Here is a 23,184-nt window from a genome sequence, read left to right on the forward strand (position 1 = left end):
CAAAGCGCGCACTCTAACCGCTGTACTCGCCCGGGCGCCAGCCATGGCGCGCGATATCCACGCGATTCCCGCTAATCGATACGCCTTCCTCGCGCAGCCGCGCGCGCTGTTCATCGCCGCTGGGGCTGCCGGCGGGCAAGCTCAAACGCCCGCCGGCGGCGATGACCCGATGCCACGGCAGCGTCGACCCTGCCGGCAGTTGGCTCAACTGTCGGCCCACCCAGCGCGCCGCGCGTCCCAGGCCGGCCAGGCGGGCCAGATCGCCGTAGGTCACTACCCGCCCCGTCGGCACCGCCGCCAGGGTGCTATAAAGGGCTTGCCGACGAGGATCGGGTAACGACTCGGTTACATTATTGGAGGCCAGGGGCCGGAACTCATCGCGCATGGCTTGGTCAGTCCTGAGTCATTCGTTATCACGGGGATAACGACGATCTTCCACGAAACCGAGCCAACAGTCGCCTATGTTCCCCAAAGCCCTCCTGTGCGTCGCTGCCACCTGCGCTATGTCCAACGCATTCGCCGATACCGTCTGGTTGAAAAATGGTGATCGCATCACCGGCACCATCAAGGTATTCGATGGTGGCAAGCTCATGGTCGATACCGCTTATGGCGGCTCCATTCCAGTGGATATGAAACAGGTCAAGACCCTGGAAACCGACCAGCCCTTGCTGGTACGCCAGGATGCCTACGACAGTGAAATGGCCAAGGCTCTGAAGCCGGCAGATGACGGTAAGGTGATATTGGCCAATGGTGACGCGCCGAAAACCGTCGAGCTTGCCAGCATTCAGCAATTGATGAAGCCCAAGCCATTGGTGCAGGACCTCAGCTGGAAGGGCAATATCGACGCGGCCCTGGACTTCAAGCGCGCCGAAACCGATACCGACGACTACAACCTGGCCTTCAAGACCACGGCCCGGCATGGCCGCTGGCGGCATACCGCTGATGGCGAATACAACCGGGAAACCGAAGATGGCGTGACCGGTACCGATAACTGGGGCCTGGAATATTCCCTGGATCGCTTCATCACGGATCAGTGGTTCTGGCAGGGTCGTCTGAACTACAAGCATGACAACATCGAAGACATCCGTCGCCAGCGGACCGTGGGTACCGGCCCGGGCTACCAGTTCTGGGACGACGAACTCGGCGCCTTCTCCCTGGGCGGCCTGCTCAACCGTACCGACTACACCTTCTCCGATGGCCGCAAGGAGAACTTCTACTCCATGGCGGTGAAGTGGGACTACAACCGCTACCTGGTCGGCAAGACGGTCGAGTTCTTCACTACCGGCGAACTGGGACGCCCGTTGAGCAACGTGGCCGACTACAACCTCGATGCCGAAGTCGGGTTGCGCTACAAGGTAACCGAGTGGGCCTCCCTCAATCTGAAGTACGAGAAGGACCTGATCACCGGCACCACCAATGGCAACGACCTGGATAGCAGCCGCTACACCGCCGGCTTTGGGGTTACCTGGTAATCCTTTCCCGCAACACCTGGAAACACCTCGCCAGGCCATGCGGGGCGCGGGCTCAGTGGCAGTCTGAAAAGATTGCCACGAGCGCAGCCTTGAAATGAGGCGTATCGTCGGCACATATGAAGGTGACTTTCGCCGAGGAACTATCGATGCGCCTGCTTCTACTGCTCCTGCTGCTGTTTCCAGTGCTGGAGCTCTATGTCTTCTTCAGGGTAGGGTCGGCCATCGGCTTCTTCCCCGCCTTGCTACTGATCATCGCCGGTTCGGCCATCGGTGTGCTGGTGCTCCGCGTGGCCGGCCTGGCCACGGCCCTCAATGCCAGGGCGAGCCTTCGCGCCGGGCAGCTCCCCGCTCAGGACCTGCTCAACGGCGCCATGGTCGCTTCCGGTGGCCTGCTGCTGGTGGTTCCCGGGTTCATCAGCGACGTGCTTGGCCTGCTGTGCCTGCTGCCCTTCACCCGGCGCCTGATCGCCAACAGGTTGCGTGCTGGCGCCCAGGCCCGCTATGGCCAGGCGGGCCACTTCGGCGAGCCGGGCAGCCACTCGCCCTTCGGCCATGGCGCCCAGGGCGGCCCTGAGCAGCCCCGTCGGCCGAACGTCATCGAGGGCCAGTACGAGCGTCGCGACTGACGCCGGCCCTCCGCCACGCCCCCGTCTGGCGGGGGCGTATCGTTTCCCTCCCCCTGACCAAAAAAAATTTGCAATCGGCCTTGTAATCCCTTGGCCCGGCCTCATGTATGGGTCACCGCAAGGTGCCGGCCTCCGGGTCGGTCATCACTGCGCGCCGGGCAGCGCCTGGCGCGACCGGCGAAAGCCGGACTGCATCAATGGGCCGAGTGAACCCGGCCGATGGACAACCATAACTAGGAGAGATCGACAATGAAGCTTCGTCCTCTGCATGACCGCGTCGTCATTCGCCGCAGCGAAGAAGAATCCAAGACCGCCGGCGGCATCGTTCTGCCTGGCTCGGCCGCCGAGAAGCCGAACCGTGGCGAAGTCGTCGCTGTAGGCACCGGTCGCGTTCTGGACAGCGGTGAAGTTCGCGCCCTGGCCGTCAAGGTCGGCGACAAGGTCGTGTTTGGTCCTTATTCGGGCAGCAACACCGTCAAGGTCGATGGCGAAGACCTGCTGGTCATGAGCGAGAACGAAATCCTCGCCGTCGTCGAAGGCTAAGCGCCCAAGCGCCCCTCTGACATTCAGTCCGACTTCAGATTCAAGGAAAACGATCATGGCTGCTAAAGACGTAAAATTCGGCGACTCCGCTCGCAAGAAAATGCTGGTTGGCGTTAACGTTCTGGCTGACGCCGTCAAGGCCACCCTCGGCCCGAAAGGCCGTAACGTTGTCCTGGCCAAGAGCTTCGGTGCTCCTACCATCACCAAGGACGGCGTTTCCGTCGCCAAGGAAATCGAACTCAAGGACGCCTTCGAGAACATGGGCGCCCAGCTGCTGAAAGACGTAGCCTCCAAGGCTAACGACGAAGCAGGCGACGGCACCACCACCGCTACCGTCCTGGCCCAGGCCATCGTCAGCGAAGGCCTGAAGTCCGTTGCTGCCGGCATGAACCCGATGGACCTCAAGCGCGGCATCGACAAGGCCACCACCGCCATCGTCGCCGAGCTCAAGTCCCTGTCCAAGCCTTGCGCCGACAACAAGGCCATCGCCCAGGTAGGTACCATCTCCGCCAACTCCGACAGCGCCATCGGCGCGATCATCGCCGAAGCGATGGAAAAAGTCGGTAACGAAGGCGTGATCACCGTCGAGGAAGGCTCGGGCCTGGAGAACGAACTGTCTGTCGTAGAGGGCATGCAGTTCGACCGCGGCTACCTGTCGCCTTACTTCGTCAACAAGCCGGACACCATGGTGGCCGAGCTGGACAACCCGCTGCTGCTGCTGGTTGACAAGAAGATCTCCAACATCCGCGAACTGCTGCCTGTCCTGGAAGCTGTCGCCAAGGCCGGCCGTCCGCTGGTGATCGTCGCTGAAGACGTCGAAGGCGAAGCCCTGGCTACCCTGGTCGTCAACAACATGCGCGGCATCGTCAAGGTTGCCGCTGTCAAGGCGCCTGGCTTCGGTGATCGCCGCAAGGCCATGCTGCAGGACATCGCCATCCTGACCGGCGGCACCGTCATCTCCGAAGAAATCGGCCTGACCCTGGAAACCACTACCCTGGAGCACCTGGGCACCGCCAAGCGCGTGACCATGACCAAGGAAAACACCACCGTTGTCGACGGTTCCGGTTCCAAGGAAGACATCCTGGCTCGCGTTGCCCAGATTCGCGCCCAGGTGGCTGATACCTCCTCGGACTACGACCGTGAAAAACTGCAAGAGCGCCTGGCCAAGCTGTCTGGCGGTGTTGCCGTGATCAAGGTCGGTGCTGGCACCGAAGTCGAGATGAAAGAGAAGAAAGCCCGCGTTGAAGACGCCCTGCACGCTACCCGCGCAGCCGTCGAAGAAGGCGTGGTGCCTGGCGGTGGCGTGGCGCTGGTTCGCGCGCTGCAGGCCATCTCCGAGCTCAAGGGCGAAAACGAAGACCAGAACGTCGGTATCGCGCTCCTGCGCCGCGCCGTCGAAGCACCGCTGCGTCAGATCGTTGCCAACGCTGGCGACGAGCCAAGCGTGGTAGTGGACAAGGTCAAGCAAGGCTCGGGTAACTTCGGTTACAACGCAGCGAGCGGTGAGTACGGCGACATGATCGAGATGGGTATCCTGGACCCAGCCAAGGTCACCCGTTCTGCGCTGCAAGCCGCGGCTTCCATCGGCGGTCTGATGATCACCACCGAAGCCATGGTTGCTGACCTGCCGGAAGACAAGGCTGCCGGCGGCATGCCTGACATGGGCGGCATGGGTGGCATGGGCGGCATGGGCGGCATGATGTAAGCCCGGCTGAACCCAGCCCCTCGAAAACCCTGCCTGCGAAGGCAGGGTTTTTTTATACCCGTGGATCAGCTCACGGCCTGTGGCTTGGCCGCCGTGCCGCGGCTCAATGGGCGTCGGTAGAGCACGGCGTAATAGACGCCAAGGCAGATCCACCAGCAAAAGATGGCGGTCCACACGTTATGGGAAAAGAAATGCGCGCCTTGCAGCATCCTGCCTACCGAAAACACCAAGCCTAGCCCCACTGCCAGGCCGAAGGCATAGCGCGCCAAGCGAGGGCGGCGGTCGCGCAGGGCGAAGTAGAGGGCGAACAGGCTGAAGCCCGTCGCAGCATGCCCGCCGGGCCAGCAGCGCCCCGGATGTTCGGTGGCCGGGCGACTGTCCCAGACCTTGCTGTAGGTTTCGCTGCCGCCGAATTGAGTGAGGCTCCACGGACACTGAACGGCGGTCACCGCCTTCAGAGGCGTGACGAAACTGGTGGACAACGCCATGGACAGTACCATGCAGCCTAGCTCGCGCCTGTAGGGTCTGATTCGCGGGAGAGCGAAGGTCGCGATAAAGATCACCGCCGAGAGCACCGCTACGGCGATCACTATTTGCTTGGCCCGATCATGAAGGATATTTTCCAGCCAGTAACTGTGTTTCCCAAAAAACTGGCCGGCATGATTGTCATAGGCCAGGCGCGCCAGCCACATGTCCAGGTTGGTCAGTTCCAGCAGCAACAAGCCCAGCACCAGCAGGGCCGGAAGGCCCAGCGCAAGGTGCCAGCGAATGGGGCGAGGGGAAGGGTAGTTCATCGAGGCTCCGAGGAAAGCGATCGCAAATTGCCGGCACCTTGCGCCTGACCGGGTGGCGGGCTCGTCAAGCTGTCGTGAAAATTTTGCCGAGACGCTGCCTGGGCATGGCCACGACGATTTGCGCTGGCCCAAGGAGGCGAACAGAGCGTAAGCTGCGCCCGCTTCAGGTCGCACAGCCTAATGAGAGGAACCCTTGATGCGCATTCTCGTGGTCGAAGACAACCGGGATATCCTGGCCAACCTGGCAGATTATCTGGGCTTGAAAGGCTATACCGTGGACTGTGCCCAGGATGGGCTGTCCGGCTTGCATCTGGCAGCCACCGCCCACTACGACCTGATCGTGCTGGATGTGATGTTGCCCGGCATCGACGGCTACACCCTGTGCAAGCGCTTGCGCGAGGATGCCCGACGCAACACCCCGGTGATCATGCTTACCGCCCGCGACCAGCTGGACGACCGCCTGCAAGGCTTCCGTCATGGCGCCGACGATTATCTGGTCAAGCCTTTTGCCTTGTCCGAATTGGCGGCACGCATTGAAGCGGTGATGCGCCGCGCCCAGGGCGGCGGGCGGCGGACATTGCAAGTGGCCGACCTTGAATACGACCTCGATACCCTGGAGGTCACCCGCGGCTCAAAGTTGCTCAAGCTCAACCCGGTAGGGCTCAAGCTGCTGGAAGTGTTGATGCAGAAGAGCCCGCACGTGCTGCGGCGGGAAGTACTGGAGGAGGCTCTGTGGGGCGATGACTGCCCCGACAGCGACAGCCTGCGCAGCCATGTCCACCAGCTCCGCCAGGTCATCGACAAGCCGTTCGATAAACCGCTGCTGCATACGGTGCACGGCGTGGGTTATCGCCTGACCGAAGGCCGCGATGGAGTTTAAGCAAAGTCTTGCCCAGCGCATCATCATCGCCTTCGCCCTGATGAGCGCGTTGGTCGCCGGAGCCTTCGCCGTCGGCATTGTCGCTACCGTGCACCTGGTGGAAGAAAAACTCATCTCCGCGGGGCTGGGCGGCGACTTGCAGCGCTTGCTGCTCATGGACAACATGGACGACTGGAGCCACCGTCCGGAGCCGGACCAGCTGTTCTATTACAGTGGCGGGCGAGGCGACTACGCCTTGCCAAAGGACCTGCGCCACCTGTCGCCGGGATTTCACGAGGTGTTCCGTGGTGACCTGTCTTATCACGCCATGGTGGAAATCGTAGACGGTCGTCATTACGTGCTCTTGCAGGATCAAAGCGATTTTGAAGAGCGTGAGCGCATTCTCTTTGCGGTAGTGCTGGTGGGCTTCGTGCTCAGCCTGGCCTTGGCCGCCTCGCTGGGCTGGCTATTGGCGCGGCGAGTCATGGCGCCGGTGATTCGCCTGGCCCGGCAGGTTCGTCACCGCGACCAGTTGCTCGGGCTCGCCCCGCCCTTGGCCCCTGACTACGCCGAGGATGAAGTCGGCCAATTGGCCGCCGCCTTCGATGCCACCCTCGGGCGGCTGCGTCAGGCCCTGACCCGGGAGCGTCTGTTCACCAGTGATGTAAGCCATGAGCTGCGTACGCCACTGATGGTATTGGCCACTTCCTGTGAGCTGCTCCTGGCCAACGACAAGCTCGATCCGAGAGCCAAGGCGCAGGTGGAACGCATCACCAGGGCATGCGAGGAAATGCGGGATCTGGTGCAGACGTTCCTGATGCTTGCCCGTGCGCAGCGCAACGAAACCGTTGCCGGGCAGGTTACCCTAGGGAAGGTGGCCGATGACCTGGTGGCCCAGTGGCGCGAGCCGATCGAACAGAAAGGGCTGACCCTGGAGTATGAACGCGGTGAACCAGGGGATACGCGCTACAACGCTACCTTCCTGCATACGGTGATGAGCAACCTGTTGCGCAATGCCTTGCACTACACCGACCAGGGCTTCATCCGGCTGACCCTCACCGACACAGGCTTCCGGGTGGAGGATTCAGGCGTGGGAATTCCGGAAGAAAAGCGCGAAGCCATGTTCCAGCCATTCGTCCGCGGTAACGAGAAAAGAGGCGAAGGGCTGGGGCTAGGGCTTTCCCTTGTCCAGCGGATCTGCGATGAGCAAGGCTGGGCAGTGAGCCTGACCACCAATGAGCCCCAGGGCTGCGCCTTTCAGGTAAACCTGTAAAGGCAGCAGACCTTGTGAACGCCACGGCTCCATCAGCGAACGCTGGCCCCTCGGCAATCTCTATGGCCGAAATATCTGGCAACAAGCTTGTCGCCCTGATAATTTGAGGTTACAGAATTTTCACAACCGTGTGACTGGTCGATGACCTGGGCAGGGATAGTGTGCGCCGACTGTTCAAGGAGGTTCACATGAGCCAACCGATCAAGTTGGAATTCTCCGAGAAATACGACCAGGCGCATGCGCAGCGGTATTTCTACAAGCATCAGAACGGCCTTTCACGTCGGCTGTCGCATTCGCGTGATGTTCAGCTCGCGCGCAAGGCATTGGAGCTGGCGGGAGATCCGGGCCTGGTGCTGGACCTGCCCTGTGGGGCCGGGCGCTTCTGGCCGGTGCTGGCAGAGAAGGTCAACCGGGTGATCATCGGCGCGGACAACTCCGCAGACATGGTCGCCACTGCCTGCAAGATGCAGCCTGAGGCCATCGTCAAGCGTGTGCGGGTCATGCAAACCTCGGCTTTCGAGATCGAGTTGCCGGATAACGCAGTCGACAGCATTTTTTCAATGCGCTTGATGCACCACATTGGCGATGCGGGACACCGGCTGGCCATGCTGCGCGAGTTCCATAGGGTTAGCCGAGACTCGGTCATTCTTTCGCTGTGGGTGGATGGCAACTTCAAGGCCTGGAAGCGCAAGCGGTCTGAGCGGCGGCGCCAGCGGCGCGGGGAGCCGGAGAAATATCAGAACCGGTTCGTCCTGCCGGTGGAAACGGTAGAGGCTGAATTCGCCGAGGCCGGATTTCGTATTCAAGAGCGTCTCGATTTCTTGCCGCTGTATGCAATGTGGCGAGTGTATGTATTGCGGAAGGAGTAAGGGTGATGGCGGTAGAACAGGCTTCTGGACACAGTGCCTCGAGTGGGCAGCAGGGTTTTGATCACTACTGGCAAACCCGCGGCGACTGGGTAGAAGAGCCTAACCGCCGGCGTGGTGGGGAGAGCGGTGTCCAGCGTGTGCTGCTGCCTGATAACCACATGATTTATGTCAAGCGGCAGGTGGGCCACATCTACCGTTCGCCTCTGCATCCCTTCGGTCGGCCTACGGTGCTGCGTGAGCGCGATGCTTTGCGTGGCTTGAGCAAGTTGAACGTACGGGTGCCTCGTTTGTTGTTCTCCGGTGCCCAGCGTGACCAGGAATTCGGTTGGAAGGCGCTACTGGTCACTGCCTCGCTCGATGGCTTCGAAGAGATCATGCAGTGGTATGCCAAGGGCGGCCGTGAGCGTTATGGCGAAGCCTTGCACGACCAGTTGCTCAAGGATCTTGCTGGAAACCTGGCGCGTATGCATCAGGGGCGCTGGCAGCATAGCTGTCTCTACATCAAGCATGTATTCGTGCGAGTCGTTGAGGAGCCCAACGGCCCCCGCGCCGAGGTTGCCTTGTTGGATCTGGAGAAATGCCGTCGGCGGTTCACGGCCTCCGCGGCTTCTCACCGTGACCTCAAGCAACTGCGCCGCCACTCGTCGTTCAGCGATGCGGACTGGAAGAAATTGCTCTACTTTTACGAGACAGCGTTTGGCAGCGTTGTCAAAGGGTTAGAGCGATGAACCTACAAATTGCACGAAGTTTGTTCTTTATCGGTTCCCTGGCCGTGACCACCATGGCCGCGGCCGCCTGGAATGAGCCAGGGCCTGAGGTATTGAAGGCGGAACAAGGGCAGGGCGCCTGCGCGCTGCCGCGAGCGACCAAGGCCGGGGCCGAGGATGTTTCGCGGGCCGGGCATAACGCTTTGCTGTTCCTGTTTGGCCTGACCCAGGGGCTGCGTTCCGGCGCCTGATCAAGCCTTGTGCAATGGAAAAACCCGCTTCGGCGGGTTTTTTATTGCCTAGGAGGCGATGGCATGGAGATGGTTGTCCCAAAGTCCTGACGGCAGCGCCATTGGCGTGCCCAGCCACTGCCCGCTGCGCTCCTGATAGAAGCGGCAGCGGCCTTGGCCGGAGGTCACCACGAAGCCGTCGTCCATGGCGACCACACCCGCGCAGTCCGGCATCGGCGCATCCAGCTTTACCTCGGCGCTGTCCAGGTCCCAGATGAAGAAGCGATTGGCCCTGGGGGCGGTGATCGCCACCAGACGGCGATGGTCGTTGATGGCCACGCTCGCGGTGTAGTTGCCCATGGAAAGCAGTTGGTCGTCGCTCACTGGAAACGGCAGCAGCGGCCCGCCGGGGCGCTTGACCGCCAGCAGCTGGGCCACTTCGTTGCCACTGCCCATGAATTGCTGGCAAGCGGCGATGGTGCCGTCTTGAGCCACCGCCAGGTGACGAATGCTGTTCATGGGCTGGGTGAGCGTCTCCTTGCTGAGCAGGCGACCGTCGCGCTGCATCAGCACAAGGCTCGGCTCCATGGCGTCCAGGTTCATCTCGACACGGCTTTCCGCTTCTGTCCGGATGCCGCCATTGGCTACCACCAGGGTTTCACCATCGGGTAACCACGCCAGCTCATGAGGGCCGATGCCATGGGTGGGCAGCTCCTCGACGAACACCAGGCGATTCTGGATGAACCGATAAACGCCCAGCACGCCCCGGCCAGGCTCCGTCGTGTCGTTTTCAGTGGTGTACAGCCATTCGCCCGACTGGTGTATCACCGCGTGGCCGTAGAAATGCCGGTTGGCGCGCGCGCTGAGGGTCTGCAGGAGGCTGCCGTCATGCAGGCTCAGCAGGTAGCACTCGGTGCCTGGGCGTCGGGCCACGAACAGCGCCAAGGGCACATGGGGGTGCTCGATGACGGCGTGGCAGCGCTGGGCCACCTGTGTGCTGAACGCCAGGCGCCCGTCAGCGTGGTAGGCCACGGCATAGTGCCGGCCGTCGGCATCGTCCCGGGCCGACAGCAACAATGAGCGATGGGCCTTGCCGGGCAGCACCCGCGCCAGGGTGGTAAGCATGCGCTGCCACATATCAGTCACCGTCGTTGGCGTTGAAGCCCAGCTGGACGCCCAAGGCCCGCGCCAGTTCGCCCTCATGCAGACGATGCACGGTGTTCAGGCTGTCGTAGATCTGATTCAGCACAGGCTGCCCAGCCGGATCTGCCAGCAGCTCCGTCAGGCTTCGGTCGTTGTTCGCCAGTGCCTTGGCCGCCGCGCTGTAGGCCGTGTCGATCTTCTCGGCCAGTGGCTGTTGATCCTTGGGCAGCAGGTTGCGCAAGCCCTTGCCGTCAACACCGTTCCATACCGTCCGGGCCGCCTCGAGGCTGGCCTGCAGGCTCTTGAGCGAAGCCTGGCTACGCCAGGCTTCGGCCTGGAACGGTTGCGGCACGCCCTTGCTCTGCCGGCCCATGGGCGCGCCAAGCTTTTTCTTCAGGCTGTCCAGGGCGGTGACCTGAGCCCGCAGCAGGTCGGCGATGGCCTCGTGGGCATCGGCGTAGCGCTGGTTCGGGAACTTGCTCAACTGGGCGAGCATGCCATCGTTGCGTTTCCAACCGTCGAGGATCTCTTCGGCCAGGGCCTTCTGCCGTTCGCCGATGGCGACCAGCAGCGGACAATAGCTGGCCTTGCGAGCCGCATCGGCCAGTTCAGGCTTGCTGTCGAAAAGGATGTATTCATAGGCCGACAGGCCCTGGACGACCACGCTGGCCTTGGCCAACGCCGCGCTGTCCATGGGCTCGCCGTTGCTGACCAACTGCTCGACCTGGCGCCCCACCAGGTTTTTCTTGTCCGGCCAGAACTGCACGGACCACGCCCGGTTGCCTTCTGCCAGTGGGCCGATCAACAACGGCTGCAAAGCGGCCCAGGCCTTTTGAGCCACAAGGAAGTCCGCCCGGGCCTTGGCCAGGTCCTCGTTGCCCTGGCAGAACGCCAAGGCGCTGCGGGCCAGTTGCCGGTCGGCCTCGACCCACTGGGTATAGGTCGGCAGGATCACCTGGCTGGCCAGGGCCGCGCTGGTCACCGCCTGCGGGTCCTGGGGCGCGCAGGCGCCGAGGGCGAGGGCGGCGAGGCTGGTGAACAGTAGCTTGGGACGGAACATTGGAGCTCCCCTGGGAAAAGTCAGGCATGTTATAGGGATTCGAGAAACGCCAGCAATGCCGCGCGCTCATCGGCATCGAAGGCCAGCACTCGCTGCCTGGCCGCGTCGGCCTCTCCGCCGTGCCAGAGCACGGCCTCGAGCAGGTTGCGGGCGCGGCCGTCATGCAGGTAGCGGCCGCGAGGATTGACCGTCTCGGACAGGCCGATCCCCCAAAGGGGTGGCGTGCGCCAGTCCTGGCCGCGAGCGTCGAATTCGGTATGGGCGTCGGCCAGGCCAGGGCCCATGTCATGCAGCAGCAGGTCGGTGTAGGGCCGAATGAGCTGATTGGCCAACTCGGGCTCCGCGGCGTCTGCGCGGGTGCGGTAGTGGGGCACGTGACAGGCCTGGCAACCGGCTTCATGGAACAGGCCCTTGCCTTTCAGTACCTGCGCCTGTTCCTCACCCCGCCGGGCTGGCACGCCCAGGTTGCGGCTGTAGAACAACACCAGCCGACGTATGTTATCGCTGACTTCGAACGGCTCTTCGGCGCTCTGGTTGCCATTGGCGGCGGCGCGACAGTCGGCTTGCGCGGCGGTGCAGTCATCCACCGGGTGCAGAGAAGAAGTAATGCCCAGGTCGCCGGCGAAGGCGTGGGCGTTCTGTTGATCGAGACTGGGCTGGCCCGCCTTCCAGCCGAAACGGCCAAGGGCCGTGGTGCCTGTCTGATCGTCATGGACCCAGTTTGGCCGGCCTTTGATCGCTCCTGGCCCGGCCGCCTGAGCGCGGGCGTTGGCCAGGATGGCCTCTTCGGGAATGGCTTCGAGCAGGCCAAGGCCGATCATGGGCGGCGCTATACGGGCCGACAGGCGCACTTGCGGATGCAGGGGCCCGTAGCCCAACTGGCTGATCTGCAACCGGGGCTTGCGCAGCTCCACCGTGTAACCATCGGCGAAGCTCACCGGTAGCGCGTCGTATTCCACCCGGACACGCCCCTCGGGGACGACACCGGGGATGGCCATATCCTGCAATTGCATGCCATAGACAGGCTCAGGTGCAAAACCCATCTGGCGCACCGCCTCGGCGGTGGCGTCGCTGGGCGGTACCGACAGGCGCACCAGCATCGATACGGCGTGACTGGCGCCGGGCTCGGGTGGTTGCCCGCGGCCATCGCGGATGTGGCAGTTCTGGCAGGCATTGGTATTGAACAGCGGCCCCAGCCCATCCCTGGCGGTGGTGGTGGAGGGCGCGATGACCCAGGGGTTGCGAAAGAAGCTATTGCCGACGCTGAAATCCACCCGGCGCGCGGCGCTGAGGTTGGCTGAAGGCAGGGAATAGGCATTGAGGTCGCTACGCCTGACCGTGGCGGCGCCGGCCGAGAGCGCTTCGCCTGGCTCGGCTGCCTGGAAGCGAGGCGACTGGTCGCACGCCGCCAGGGCCAGGCCCAGGGCAAGCAGAAGAACGCTCAGCGAGCTTGGAAACATCGATACAACCTGCAATCAGCGAAGCTGGCGCTTGATCTTCAAAGACGCCAACCGGTAGGAGCCAGCGCCAGCTGGCGAAGGGCCGCTGGCCTGGACATTCGCCAGCTTCGCTGGCTCCTACAAGCCTCAGAACTCGTGGTCAGCGTTGTCCGGGTTCAGGTCGGTGATGCCCAGCTTGCCCGCGGCCTGTTCGATGGCGCCGGTCTGCTTGACCAGTGCACCGATGGCATCGCGCACTACCTGGTTGCCAGCGCTGTTGCCAGCGGCGATCAGTTGGTCGAAGTGCTCGCCTTTGTTGGCGTGGTCCACGATCACCTGCATCTTGGCTTCGGTATCGGCCAGGTCGGCCTTGAGGGCTTCGTCCGTGGCCGGGTCGATCTTGGCCACCAGCGACGACAGGCTCGGCCCGGTCAGGCGGGTACCGTCGGCCCGCAGATATTCGCCCAGGTACACGTTGCGGATGCCCTTGGCGTTGAAGAAGGCCGAATTGTGGGTGTTGTCGCTGAAGCAATCGTGCTCGTCTTCAGGTGAGTTGGCCTCCAGCGCCACCTTCAGACGCTCGCCGGCCAGTTCGCCCAAGGACAGGCTGCCCATGCCGAACAGCATCTTGCGCAGGCCACTATCCACCGGTTCGGCTTCCAGCGTGGCGCGATAGTTGTCGGCCACGCCCGGCTTCCAGTTGCCGACCATTTCTTCCAGGTCGCTGACCAGCAGGTCGGTGGCGGCCTTCAGGTAGGCGCGGCGACGGTCGTTGTGGCCGCCGGTAGCGCCCTTGCCTTCCAGGTAGTCGCTGGCGGGGCGATTGCCGGCGCCCGGGCCGGTGCCGTTGAGGTCCTGGCCCCAGAGCAGGAACTCGATGGCGTGGTAGCCAGTGGCGACGTTGGCTTCCGAGCCGCCCAGTTCATTGAGGCTGGCCAGCTTCTCTGGGGTGATGTCCTTGACGTCGACCTTGTCCTCGCCCACCTGGATCTCGGTATTGGCGATGATATTGGCGCTGCCGCCCGGGTTGCCCAGGGCCGGCTCGTAGCCCTTGGCCACGTAGTCGATCAGGCCCTCGTCCAGGGGCCAGGCGTTCACCTGGCCTTCCCAGTCGTCGATGATGGTGTTGCCGAAGCGGAAGACTTCGCTTTGCAGGTAAGACGGCCGCGCGGCCAGCCAGGCTTCCCGGGCGGCCTTCAGCGTATTGGCGTCCGGCTTGGCGAGGAAGGCATCCACGGCTTTCTGCAGGGCTTGCGCGGTGGTCAGCGCATCGCTGAACACGGCATGGACCATCTCGCTGTAATGACTGACCACGGCTTTGGCGGCCGCCTGGTCCAGCGCGACCGCGGCGGGCGTGGCCGCTGCGTTGGCCGCCGATGGCGCGGGCGCCTGGGCCGCTGCCTTTTCCTTGTCGCTGCTGTCGCCGCAACCGGCGAGGGATATTGCGACGGCCAGCAGACTGGCAACCAACGGCGTACGTTTCATGGGCGAATCCTGCGTGTTGAATGGCGAAAGGCGCCCCAGGGCGCCGACCGAAACGGGCCACATGATGCGAAGGATTTGCATTTGATGTAAAGGGGCGACTGAAAAATAATTCGCCCGCCGCTGGCCTACAACGGCGCCATGTGAGTGCGCTCGTCCTGTTTGAGGAAGGCTTGGAGTTCCCGCGCCGGAAGTGGCTTGGAATAATAGTAGCCCTGCCCCTCATGGCAGCCCTCGGCGATGATATAGGCCTCCTGTTCGGCGGTTTCCACGCCTTCGGCGATCACCTGCATGCCCAGGCTCTTGCCCAGCTGGATCACCGCGCGAACGATGGTGGCGTCGTCCTCGTCATCCAGCAGATCCTTGACGAAGCTCTTGTCGATTTTGATCTTGTCCAGCGGCAGTGAGCGCAGGTAGCCCAGGGACGAGTAGCCGGTGCCGAAGTCGTCGATGGCGATCAGGGCGCCGGAGCGGCGAAGGCTGAGCAAGTGCTGGGCGGCGGTGGTGATGTCTTCCATCAGGCCGGTTTCAGTGACCTCCAGCTCGAGGCTGCGCGACGGCAGACGGTACATTTGCAGGATATTGCTGACCACTCGGGGCAGCTCGCTATGGTGCAATTGCACAGTGGATAGGTTCACCGCCATGCGCAGGTGGGTGAAGCCCTGGTCATGCCACTCGCGCAGCTGACGGCAGGCCTGGTCCAGTACCCATTCGCCGATCGCCAGGATGGTGCCGTTCTGTTCAGCCAGGGGAATGAACTGGTCGGGCGGGATGAAGCCCAGTTCGGGATGCTGCCAGCGCAGCAAGGCCTCGACGCCGACCACCCTACGGTCGCGGTAGCTGACCTGCGGCTGGTACACCAGGAACAACTGGTTGCCGGCCAGAGCCTCGCGCAAGGCTTTCTCCAGCGCGCGACGGCGACGCATCTCGCTGTCAACGCTGGCGACATAGAATTGGTAGCGATTGCGCGAACGGCTCTTGGCGACCGTCATCGTCTGCTCGGCCTTCTGCAGCAGCTTCTCGGCGCTGTCGCCGTCTTCGGGGAAAAGGGTGATGCCGATGGTGGCTCGCAGGCGGATCTCACGCGCGTCCAGGGCAAAGGGTGCGGCCAGGTCATCGAGGATGTGCTGGGCCAACTCGGCCGCCTTGTAAGGCTCCTCGATATTGGCCTGAACCAGGGCGAACTGGTCGCCGCCCAGGCGCGCCAGGGCGCCGAGCCGTCCACCATGGCCGCGCAGGCGATCAGCCGTGGCCAGCAGTAACTGGTCGCCGGCCTGGTAGCTGAACTGTTCGTTCACCCCTTTGAAGTCATCCAGGCCTACGCAGAGGATGGCCACACGCCTTTGCATGCGCGTGGCATCCTCCAGCACCTGGTCAAGCTGACGCTGCAGTTGAAGCCGGTTCGGCAGGCCGGTGAGAAAGTCGTACTGAGCCATGCGCTCCAGGCTGCTCTCCGCCTCCCGGCGCAGGCTGCTGTTGCGCTCGATCGACGCCAGCAACTGGTTGGCGGTGTTTACCCACTGGCCCAACTCGTTGTGCTCATGGCCAGGGGGCAAGGGCAACTGATACTGGCCCGGGCGGTCCGGGTTGATCTGGCTTAAATGATGGAGCATGCGCGACAGGGGCTTGGTCAGCAGCCAGTGATAGATCAGGTACAGCACCAGGCCCATGAGCATGGCCCGTAGCACGCCGGACACGAACAGCTCGGCCGAATTGCGCAGGAACTGCTCCCCGTAGATGGCAGTATCGAGGGTGATGCTCAGGTCGCCGTAGTACTCGTTGTACGGCGGGCGGCCCACCAGGGGCGTGGCGAAGGTGCGTTCCGGCCCGAGCACGGTGTCGGTGAGCCAGCGAGTGGAAGCCGGTGTGGGTGACCGCTCGCGTTCAGCGAGCATGGTTTCATTGGGGTGGCCAATGGCTGCCTTGCGCACGGCGGGGTCCTGGAACAGGCCTTCGATGACCTGCAGGCCCATCTCCTTGTCCAGGCTGTACAGCGCCTGAGTGGAAGGGTCGCGGAACATGTCCAGGATGCGGTCGGCATCCCGCGCGATGGTATGGCGTGTCTTGTAGGCATCGAGCACGATCTGCCCACAGCTGAGCAATACGCCCACGACCAGGGTCGAGAGCAATACCACTCTCAGCAGTTTCAGAGACAAGCTGTGCTTGATTTCCACCTTCAAAGGACAATTCCTTGTTCCAAGCGCGCGGTACCCATGGCCGAGTATTGGCAAACACGGGGTGACCGTCAAAGGGTACGCATTGGTTCGAGCCATGCATGCCAGTGAGCATGCGGCGAGAATAGGTCTTTGGTGTATCGATGCCCGTGGCTGAAACTTGAGGCGAGGCGATGAAAGGTAGGCGCTGGCTCCAAACCGCGGAGCGCCAGCGAAGTTGGCCACGGGAACCAGTCTAGCTGGCCCCCGGGACAGTCTGGACGTTGGCGGCTCAGGCCTTGAAGGCGCTGCCTTCGAACTGCTGGGCGACGAAGTCCCAGTTCACCACGTTCCAGAACGCTTCGACGTATTTGGGCCGCACGTTGCGGTAGTCGATGTAGTAAGCGTGCTCCCACACGTCGCAGGTCAGCAGCGGGGTGTCGCCGCTGGTCATCGGGTTGCCGGCGCCAATGGTGCTGGCCAGGGCCAGGGAACCGTCAGCTTTCTTGACCAGCCAGCCCCAGCCGGAACCGAAGGTGCCGATGGACGTCTTGCTGAATTCTTCCTTGAACTTCTCGAAGGAACCGAACGCCTGAGTGATGGCTTCGGCCAGTTTGCCGGTAGGCTCGCCGCCGCCGTTGGGAGACAGGCAGTTCCAGTAGAAGGTGTGGTTCCAGACCTGGGCCGCGTTGTTGAAGATGCCGCCGGACGAGGACTTGACGATTTCCTCGAGGGTCTTGCCTTCGAATTCGGTGCCCGGGATCAGGTTGTTCAGGTTCACGACATAGGTGTTGTGGTGCTTGTCGTGGTGGAACTCCAGGGTTTCCTTGGAGATGTGCGGCTGCAGGGCGTCGTGTGGGTACGGCAGCGGCGGCAGTTCAAAAGCCATTTGATTCTCCTAATCAGGTCTGTTGCGGTAGACGCAAGGCCGATCACGGGCGGCCGAGGCTGCGCCCGCGAAGCGGAGCGGGCACAAGCGCGGGATCATAGCACCGGGGCTACGCCTTAACCACGCAGCAACCGTAGGGAATAGACGCCTCGGCGCCGTTAACGTCGAGGGTGCTTACCCTAGAATCAGCTGCCCGGCCACGCCGAACATCATCAGCGCCACGGCCAGGTCCAGCAGGCGCCAGGTAGCGGGCCTGGCCAACCAGGGCGCCAGCCAGGCGGCACCCAGCGCCAGGGTAAAGAACCACACCGCGGACGCACTGGCGGCGCCGGCGACGTAAGCGCCCGGCACCGCCTGGCGGGCGCCGAGGCTACCGATCAGCAACACCGTGTCCACATATACATGAGGGTTGAGCAAGGTCACGGCCATTGCGCTGAGCAGCACCGCCCGCCGGGAGCGCGGGCCCTGCTCGGCAGCCTGGAGGGCCTGACGTGACAAAGCCCGGCGCAATGCCTGGCAGCCGTACCAGAGCAGAAAGGCCACCCCGCCCCAGCGAGCGATGGCCAGGAGGGCGGGGCTCTGGCTCAACAAGCTCGCCAGGCCGAATACTCCGGCGCTGACCAGCAGCACATCGCAGAGCACGCAGAGCAGAGCCACTGGCAGGTGATGTTCGCGGCGCAGGCTTTGGGCCAGGACAAAAGCGTTCTGCGCACCGATGGCGACGATCAGACCAATCGCGATGGCCAGGCCGTTCAGGTAACTCTGCAGCATGGAAAGTCTCCTTGGGAAGGCTGACAGTCTGAAGTTCACTGAGGTATAAGAAAAACCAATCATGCTGATGAGGCATTAGGAAAATCGATGTTCGATTACAAACTGCTCGCCGCCTTGGCCGTGGTGATCGAGCAAGGCGGCTTCGAGCGCGCCGCCCAGGCATTGGGCTTGTCGCAGTCGGCGGTGTCCCAGCGCATCAAGCTGCTCGAAGCGCGCCTGGGCGAGCCGGTACTGGTGCGCCAGGCACCACCTAGCCCAACCCCTGTCGGCCGCCTGTTGCTCAACCATGTACAGCAGGTGCGCCTGTTGGAGCGGGAACTGCGCGAAGCGCTACCCTGCCTTGGTGAAGACGGCCCGCCCGAGCGGCTGCGGGTGGCCATCAATGCCGACAGCCTCGCTACCTGGTGGCCGCAAACCGTGGCGCGTTTTTGCCAGGAGCGCCATGTGCTCCTGGACCTGGTGGTTGAAGACCAGGACGTAGGCCTGCGGCGCATGCGGGCCGGCGAGGTGGCCGGTTGCGTGTGCGCGGCGCCACGACCAGTGGCAGGGGCGCGCAGCGAGCCCTTGGGGGCCATGCGTTATCGGGCGGTAGCCACCCCGGCCTTCATCGCTCGTCATTTTGCTGAAGGCTTCAGTCCCGCGGCACTGGCACAGGTACCGGCCCTGGTGTTCGGCCCCGATGACCTGTTGCAGCACCGGTTCATGGCCTCGCTGGGCATCGAGGAAGGGTTCGCCCATCACCTGGTGCCGTCTTCGGAAGGCTTCGTCCGCATGACCGAAGCGGGCCTTGGCTGGGGGCTGGTGCCGGAAATGCAGGTCCAGGCCCAGTTGGCCAAGGGCAGCCTGGTCGAGTTGCTGCCTGGCCACCCCAGCGATGTGCCGCTGTACTGGCACCATTGGCGCAGCGGCGGCAAGCTTCTGGCTGACCTGACCAGCGAACTGGTCAGGCAGGCCGGGCGTGCCCTGGTGCCAATGGCGAGCGTCGCCACTGCGGTGAGAAAATGAGTAGCGAGGCAGCATGAACATTCTGATCACCGGGGCTACCGGTTTCATTGGCGCGAGCTTTACTCGCAGCGCCTTAGCCCAGGGCCTTCGGGTCCGCGCCAGCGGCCGACGCGGTGAACGCCTGGCAGTCTTGGCCAGGCTGGGAGCGCAAGTATGCGAAGGCGACTTGCTCGATGCCGGTTTCGCCCTGCAGCTGTGCCAGGGCATGGATGCGGTAGTGCATTGCGCTGGCCTCGGTGGGCATTGGGGCCGACTGGCGGATTTCGAGCAGGCCAACCTCGGCACCACGGAAAATGTGGTCGAAGGCTGCATCAAGGCACAGGTGCGTCGCCTGGTGTACCTTTCCAGCGCGCAGATCTACGAACGCTCCTCCAGCGCAGCCCCTTTGCGCGAAGATCAAGTGCCGCCCCGCAAGGCGTCGCTGCAGGCGCAAACCCGTTTTCGAGCTGAGCAACGTGTGTTTGGCGCCGAGGAGTTTGGCTTGCAGGTGGTGGCCCTGCGGCCTGCACCGGTGCTGGGCGAGGGCGAGCCCTGGCTATGGCCGGGCTTGTTCGAGCTTTGTGGCCGGGGGCGTCTGAGCCTGCTTGGCGATGGCTTGAACCGGGTCGATTTCACCACCCAGGCCAATCTGGACCACGCCCTGCTGGCTGCCCTGTTCGCCGAGGACGACGCCTTGGGGCGGGTGTACAACATTGCCAACGATCAGGCCGTGCCTTTCTGGGACGTGCTTAATTACGGCCTGCGTCAACTGCGCCTGCCGCAGCTGCGAGATTACCGCCCGGTGGGGCTGGCGCGCCTGGGCACGCGATTCGGCAGCCTGGCGCGCCAGGCCTGGCCCGGCCGCCCGCGGCCACCGCTGACGCCCCATGACCTGGGCTGGATTACCCAGGACAATTGCCTGGACATCAACCGCGCCCGCCAATACCTGGGCTATCAGCCACAGGCCTCGGTGTGGGCAGGCATGGACGCGCTCTGCCAAGGCTGGCGGGCTCGGGACACAACCGGTAAATACCGTTGACCTCACGCACCCGGGCCCCACGACAGCCGGCCGCGCTGATAGACTCGCGCCCACTTGCCAGTTACCGCTTCGGAACACCCCATGCGCAAAGACTCCCGAGATGATTTTGACCACCTGCCTAGCCTGACCGCCAGTGACCATGATGAAGACGATGCGGCCCTGGAGCCCGCGGGCCGACATGAAGCGGTCTATTCGCGCACCACGCCGGTGGTCAAGGTCAAGGCGCCAGCCACCGGCCCCCTGTGGGCTCTGGTGCTGGCCCTGTTCATTGCCCTCGGTGGCCTGGGTTGGTGGAGCTTCCAGCAAATATCTCTGATGGAGCAGCAACTGGTCGCGACCCAGGAAAGCTTCGCCAAGGTCAGCGAAGAGGCTGCCGGGCGCCTGCAGGCCATCAGCGGCAAGGTGGCCGACGGGGAAACCACAGTGGCGGGAGACACCGAGGCCCTGAAGTTGCAGGTCAGGCAACTGCAGGCCCGGCTCGACGACCTGGGCCGCCAGCAGCAGACCACGGGTGGCCAGCAGGGCGCCAACAACCAGCGCCTGGAGCAACTCAACAGTCAGCTGGGCGCGCAACAGCTGGTCAATGAACAGGCCCAGGGCCAGCTCAAGGCCTTGGCCGCGGATCTTGCCAGCGTCAAGACCACTCAGGCGAACCAGGCGGGCCTGGAAACCCAGGTCAAGGCGCTGGCCAATGAGCTGGCGGCCTTGAAGAAACAAGGCGACCTGAGCGGCCGCCTGGAGCAGGTAGAGGAAGACCTGGTCGTGCTCAAGGCCCAGCAGGACAACCACAGCGCCGACCAGGCCGCCGCCGGTCCGACCAACAGCGAGTTCGACGCCTTCCGTGGTCAGACCACACGCAACATCAACGGCCTCCAGGCTCAGATCCAGAATCTGCAGGAGCAGCTCGACCGCCGGGGGCAATGACAGGGCTCATGAACTTCCTCGCTCACCTTCACCTCGGTGGTCCCCGGCCCGAGCAGATGCTTGGCAGCCTGTATGGGGACTTCGTCAAAGGTGACGTGGCGGGGCGTTTTTCGGCCGAGGTGGAGGCGGGCATTCGCCTGCACCGGGCCATCGACCGCTACACCGACAGCCATCCGCTGGTGCTGGCCGCCATGGCTCGCTTGCCTGCCGCCCGCCGACGTTACGCCGGGATTATCCTCGACGTGTTCTTCGATCACTGCCTGGCGCGTCATTGGCAGGATTACCACCCCGAGCCCCTGTCGGTCTTCACCGCCCGGGCCTATGAGGTGTTGCTGCGCACGCCGGACCTTCCTGGACGCCTGGCGGCCATTGCGCCCTTGATGGCGCGCAACGACTGGCTGGGTTCTTACCGGGAGCTGACGGTGATCGGCGATGTGCTGGAAGGGATCTCGCGGCGGTTGTCCAGGCCTGAGGGCTTGCTGGGGGTGCTTCCCGAGCTGCAAGCCCTGTATCCCATTCTGCTGGCGGATTTCCGCTCCTTCTATCCCCAGTTGCAAGGCTTCGCCAGCCAGTGGCGGCCGCCTGTCTAGGCCACTTTACGAGCTTCGCGCGACCGCGGCGCCAAGCGTTCGTCGATGGCCAGGCGTGCAAGCCGGGCCAGGCTGGAACGGTCCATCCCCTGACTGGGCAGTGGTGGCAGTACATGTATCTCCACCATCGCCTTGGGGTGCTGGAACAGTCGCTTGAGGTGCGGCCAGAGAGCATCGTCGCCAATGAAGGGGGCGATGGGGTCGAGCCGCCCGCCGCGCAGGTATTTCAACGCGACCGGTTGTACCGCAACGCCTGCCTCGATGGCCGCGCCCAGCAGGCGGCCATGGAAGGTGGCAGTGCCGCTGCCGTCGGTGGTGGTGCCCTCGGGAAAGACCAGCAGCGAGCCTCCCTGACGCAGATGGTCTCCGATGCCCAGGCGCAGGGGCGCACTTTCGCCACCACCCCGGCGAATGAACAGCGTGCCCGCCCGCTGGGCCAGCCAGCCCAGCAAAGGCCATTGCCGGACATCGGCCTTGGACAGGAAGGTCAAGGGCGCCAGTTGCCCGAGCACCGGCACATCCGCCCAGGAGACATGGTTGCTTACCCACAGCATGGGCTGGGTCGGCAGCTCGCCCACCAGGCGATACTCATAGGGCAGTCGGCGAGCGAGGGCGCCCATGAAGCGTTGGGTCCAGCGGGCCCGGCGCCGGGCCCCGCCCTTCAGCCGCAGGCCCTCGCAGAGCACCAGCAGCAGCGCCAGGCACACCCCTAGCAGCAAACCGGGCAACAGGCGCGCAAGGCGCAGCCACAGCTTCATACGGCGGCCTTGAAGTGACGGGCATAGCGTGGGCACAGGTGCTCGCGCTTGAGCAGGATGAACAGATCCGCGCACTGGAAAGCCGGGTCCCAGCAGGGCTCACCGCAGATCTTGGCGCCCAGGCGCAGGTAAGCCTTGAGCAGGGGTGGCAATTGCGCGGAAATATTGGCTTGCAGCCCTCGCGCCGGAACCGGGCAGCGGGGCTCCGCGCGAACATCGTTCAGGCACAGGTGGCTTTCGCGCACGCGGCGCATCACCGCTTCGACCTGAACCCCGCCGTCGCGCATGGGCACGCTGGCGCACCCCATCAGATAGCGATAGCCGCCCTGGTTCAGCACCTCGGCCAGCTCGGCCCAGAGCACCGCGATGGTCCCGCCGTTGCGGTAGCCCTGGGCCACGCAGGTGCGTCCCACTTCCAGGATGGGGCCTTGCAAGGTGCCCAGCCCATGCAGGCTGAACGCTTCCTCGCTGTAGAAACCGCCCAGGCGTCGGGCAGCCTGGTGGTCGAGCAGGCGAGTGGTGGCGACCAGCTCGCCGGTCGCCAGGTCTCGTACACCCAGATGCTGACAATGGGGGTCGTAGTCATCCTGGTCCAGGGCGCGATCGGCATCGCCCAGGTCGGCCTCGAAGGCTTCGCGAAATACCCGGTAGCGCAGGGCTTGTGCCTCAAGGACGGCCGAGCCGGACAGGTGCTCGGCCCGGAGTCGGCGGGGAAGGTTGCACGGGCCCGTGGATACGGTCTGGGTCATGGCAGGCTCCAAGGCATGGCGGAAGCGGCACGCTCAGGCTAGGCAGCCCTAATGTCAGGTCCGTTAAGCTTCGGTGATGCTTGTGTGAAGCCGGCTGCCAGCGGAACCTCCAGCGCTGCCGGGCG

24 protein-coding genes are annotated in these 23,184 nt (G+C 63.8%); 13 read left to right on the forward strand and 11 right to left on the reverse strand.

Features of this window, described 5'->3' with window-relative positions; all coding sequences use genetic code 11:
• Positions 1-13: 13 nt before the first annotated feature.
• Entirely contained in the window at positions 14-385 is a 372-nt protein-coding gene (locus tag BN1188_RS12770; RefSeq protein WP_052469261.1) for an MGMT family protein, read from the reverse strand.
• Positions 386-461: 76 nt separating this feature from the next.
• Between BN1188_RS12770 and BN1188_RS12775 the strand changes: the two genes are divergently transcribed.
• The 4 genes from BN1188_RS12775 (at position 462) to groL (ending at position 4,346) form a co-directional block, all read left to right on the forward strand.
• Complete coding sequence (locus BN1188_RS12775; RefSeq protein ID WP_040261853.1) at positions 462-1,472, forward strand: DUF481 domain-containing protein; 1,011 nt, start codon at positions 462-464, stop codon at positions 1,470-1,472.
• A 146-nt stretch (positions 1,473-1,618) separates the two neighbouring features.
• Positions 1,619-2,098, forward strand: a complete 480-nt coding sequence (locus tag BN1188_RS12780; RefSeq protein WP_040263907.1) for an FxsA family protein — start codon at positions 1,619-1,621, stop codon at positions 2,096-2,098.
• A gap of 249 nt (positions 2,099-2,347) precedes the next feature.
• Positions 2,348-2,641 (forward strand): co-chaperone GroES, encoded by a 294-nt coding sequence (locus tag BN1188_RS12785; RefSeq protein WP_040261854.1) that lies wholly within the window; start codon positions 2,348-2,350, stop codon positions 2,639-2,641.
• A 55-nt stretch (positions 2,642-2,696) separates the two neighbouring features.
• Positions 2,697-4,346, forward strand: a complete 1,650-nt coding sequence (groL, locus tag BN1188_RS12790) for a chaperonin GroEL (RefSeq protein ID WP_040261855.1) — start codon at positions 2,697-2,699, stop codon at positions 4,344-4,346.
• Between the two features lie 65 nt (positions 4,347-4,411).
• Here groL and BN1188_RS12795 read toward each other — a convergent pair whose 3' ends face one another.
• Positions 4,412-5,140, reverse strand: a complete 729-nt coding sequence (locus tag BN1188_RS12795) for a phosphatase PAP2 family protein (RefSeq protein WP_040261857.1) — start codon at positions 5,138-5,140, stop codon at positions 4,412-4,414.
• Between the two features lie 196 nt (positions 5,141-5,336).
• Between BN1188_RS12795 and BN1188_RS12800 the strand changes: the two genes are divergently transcribed.
• From BN1188_RS12800 to BN1188_RS12820, 5 genes are all read left to right on the forward strand, one after another.
• On the forward strand, positions 5,337-6,020 hold the full coding sequence (locus BN1188_RS12800; protein WP_040261859.1) for a response regulator transcription factor: 684 nt from the start codon (positions 5,337-5,339) through the stop codon (positions 6,018-6,020).
• Positions 6,010-7,272, forward strand: coding sequence for a sensor histidine kinase (locus BN1188_RS12805; protein WP_040261861.1), 1,263 nt, complete (start codon positions 6,010-6,012; stop codon positions 7,270-7,272). The genes BN1188_RS12800 and BN1188_RS12805 overlap by 11 nt, the downstream gene beginning before the upstream one ends.
• A 188-nt stretch (positions 7,273-7,460) precedes the next feature.
• Positions 7,461-8,141 carry a class I SAM-dependent methyltransferase gene (locus BN1188_RS12810; protein WP_040261862.1) on the forward strand — a complete coding sequence of 227 codons (681 nt, stop codon included), beginning with the start codon at positions 7,461-7,463 and terminating at the stop codon, positions 8,139-8,141.
• A gap of 5 nt (positions 8,142-8,146) precedes the next feature.
• Positions 8,147-8,869: a lipopolysaccharide kinase InaA family protein gene (locus tag BN1188_RS12815; protein ID WP_040261863.1), complete on the forward strand. Its 723-nt coding sequence runs from the start codon at positions 8,147-8,149 to the stop codon at positions 8,867-8,869.
• Positions 8,866-9,099, forward strand: coding sequence for a hypothetical protein (locus tag BN1188_RS12820; RefSeq protein ID WP_040261864.1), 234 nt, complete (start codon positions 8,866-8,868; stop codon positions 9,097-9,099). The genes BN1188_RS12815 and BN1188_RS12820 overlap by 4 nt, the downstream gene beginning before the upstream one ends.
• 48 nt (positions 9,100-9,147) lie before the next feature.
• Here BN1188_RS12820 and BN1188_RS12825 read toward each other — a convergent pair whose 3' ends face one another.
• The 7 genes from BN1188_RS12825 to BN1188_RS12855 all read right to left on the reverse strand — a co-directional run bounded on the left by BN1188_RS12825 (position 9,148) and on the right by BN1188_RS12855 (position 18,015).
• On the reverse strand, positions 9,148-10,215 hold the full coding sequence (locus BN1188_RS12825) for a DUF1513 domain-containing protein (protein WP_052469262.1): 1,068 nt from the start codon (positions 10,213-10,215) through the stop codon (positions 9,148-9,150).
• A 1-nt stretch (position 10,216) separates the two neighbouring features.
• Positions 10,217-11,281 carry an imelysin family protein gene (locus BN1188_RS12830; RefSeq protein ID WP_040261865.1) on the reverse strand — a complete coding sequence of 355 codons (1,065 nt, stop codon included), beginning with the start codon at positions 11,279-11,281 and terminating at the stop codon, positions 10,217-10,219.
• Between the two features lie 29 nt (positions 11,282-11,310).
• Complete coding sequence (locus BN1188_RS12835) at positions 11,311-12,741, reverse strand: di-heme oxidoreductase family protein (protein WP_040261866.1); 1,431 nt, start codon at positions 12,739-12,741, stop codon at positions 11,311-11,313.
• Between the two features lie 126 nt (positions 12,742-12,867).
• A complete protein-coding gene (locus BN1188_RS12840) occupies positions 12,868-14,205 on the reverse strand; it encodes an imelysin family protein (protein WP_040263910.1) in 1,338 nt (445 codons plus the stop codon).
• Positions 14,206-14,330: 125 nt separating this feature from the next.
• Positions 14,331-16,382 (reverse strand): putative bifunctional diguanylate cyclase/phosphodiesterase, encoded by a 2,052-nt coding sequence (locus BN1188_RS12845; RefSeq protein WP_040261867.1) that lies wholly within the window; start codon positions 16,380-16,382, stop codon positions 14,331-14,333.
• A 265-nt stretch (positions 16,383-16,647) separates the two neighbouring features.
• Complete coding sequence (locus tag BN1188_RS12850) at positions 16,648-17,244, reverse strand: superoxide dismutase (protein ID WP_040261868.1); 597 nt, start codon at positions 17,242-17,244, stop codon at positions 16,648-16,650.
• A 174-nt stretch (positions 17,245-17,418) separates the two neighbouring features.
• Positions 17,419-18,015, reverse strand: coding sequence for a LysE/ArgO family amino acid transporter (locus BN1188_RS12855; RefSeq protein ID WP_040261869.1), 597 nt, complete (start codon positions 18,013-18,015; stop codon positions 17,419-17,421).
• Positions 18,016-18,102: 87 nt separating this feature from the next.
• On the opposite strand from BN1188_RS12855, the gene BN1188_RS12860 reads away from it, so the two are divergent.
• The 4 genes from BN1188_RS12860 (at position 18,103) to BN1188_RS12875 (ending at position 21,552) form a co-directional block, all read left to right on the forward strand.
• Positions 18,103-19,020 (forward strand): LysR family transcriptional regulator ArgP, encoded by a 918-nt coding sequence (locus BN1188_RS12860; RefSeq protein ID WP_040261870.1) that lies wholly within the window; start codon positions 18,103-18,105, stop codon positions 19,018-19,020.
• Positions 19,021-19,033: 13 nt separating this feature from the next.
• Positions 19,034-20,038, forward strand: coding sequence for an NAD-dependent epimerase/dehydratase family protein (locus tag BN1188_RS12865; protein WP_040261871.1), 1,005 nt, complete (start codon positions 19,034-19,036; stop codon positions 20,036-20,038).
• A gap of 81 nt (positions 20,039-20,119) precedes the next feature.
• Positions 20,120-20,962 carry a hypothetical protein gene (locus tag BN1188_RS12870; RefSeq protein WP_040261872.1) on the forward strand — a complete coding sequence of 281 codons (843 nt, stop codon included), beginning with the start codon at positions 20,120-20,122 and terminating at the stop codon, positions 20,960-20,962.
• 8 nt (positions 20,963-20,970) lie between these two features.
• Positions 20,971-21,552: an acyl carrier protein phosphodiesterase gene (locus BN1188_RS12875; RefSeq protein ID WP_040261873.1), complete on the forward strand. Its 582-nt coding sequence runs from the start codon at positions 20,971-20,973 to the stop codon at positions 21,550-21,552.
• Here BN1188_RS12875 and BN1188_RS12880 read toward each other — a convergent pair.
• Together BN1188_RS12880 and BN1188_RS12885 are read right to left on the reverse strand one after the other, a co-directional pair.
• The gene (locus tag BN1188_RS12880; protein ID WP_040261874.1) at positions 21,549-22,310 is read right to left on the reverse strand and encodes a lysophospholipid acyltransferase family protein; all 762 of its coding nucleotides are present in this window, start codon (positions 22,308-22,310) and stop codon (positions 21,549-21,551) included. The two genes, BN1188_RS12875 and BN1188_RS12880, sit on opposite strands and share 4 nt — an antisense overlap.
• Positions 22,307-23,059 carry a GNAT family N-acetyltransferase gene (locus tag BN1188_RS12885; protein WP_040261875.1) on the reverse strand — a complete coding sequence of 251 codons (753 nt, stop codon included), beginning with the start codon at positions 23,057-23,059 and terminating at the stop codon, positions 22,307-22,309. Before BN1188_RS12885 ends, BN1188_RS12880 begins: the two co-directional genes overlap by 4 nt.
• Positions 23,060-23,184: the final 125 nt, after the last annotated feature.

It is taken from the genome of Pseudomonas massiliensis (genome assembly GCF_000826105.1).
GTDB classification, from domain to species: Bacteria; Pseudomonadota; Gammaproteobacteria; order Pseudomonadales; family Pseudomonadaceae; genus Aquipseudomonas; species Aquipseudomonas massiliensis.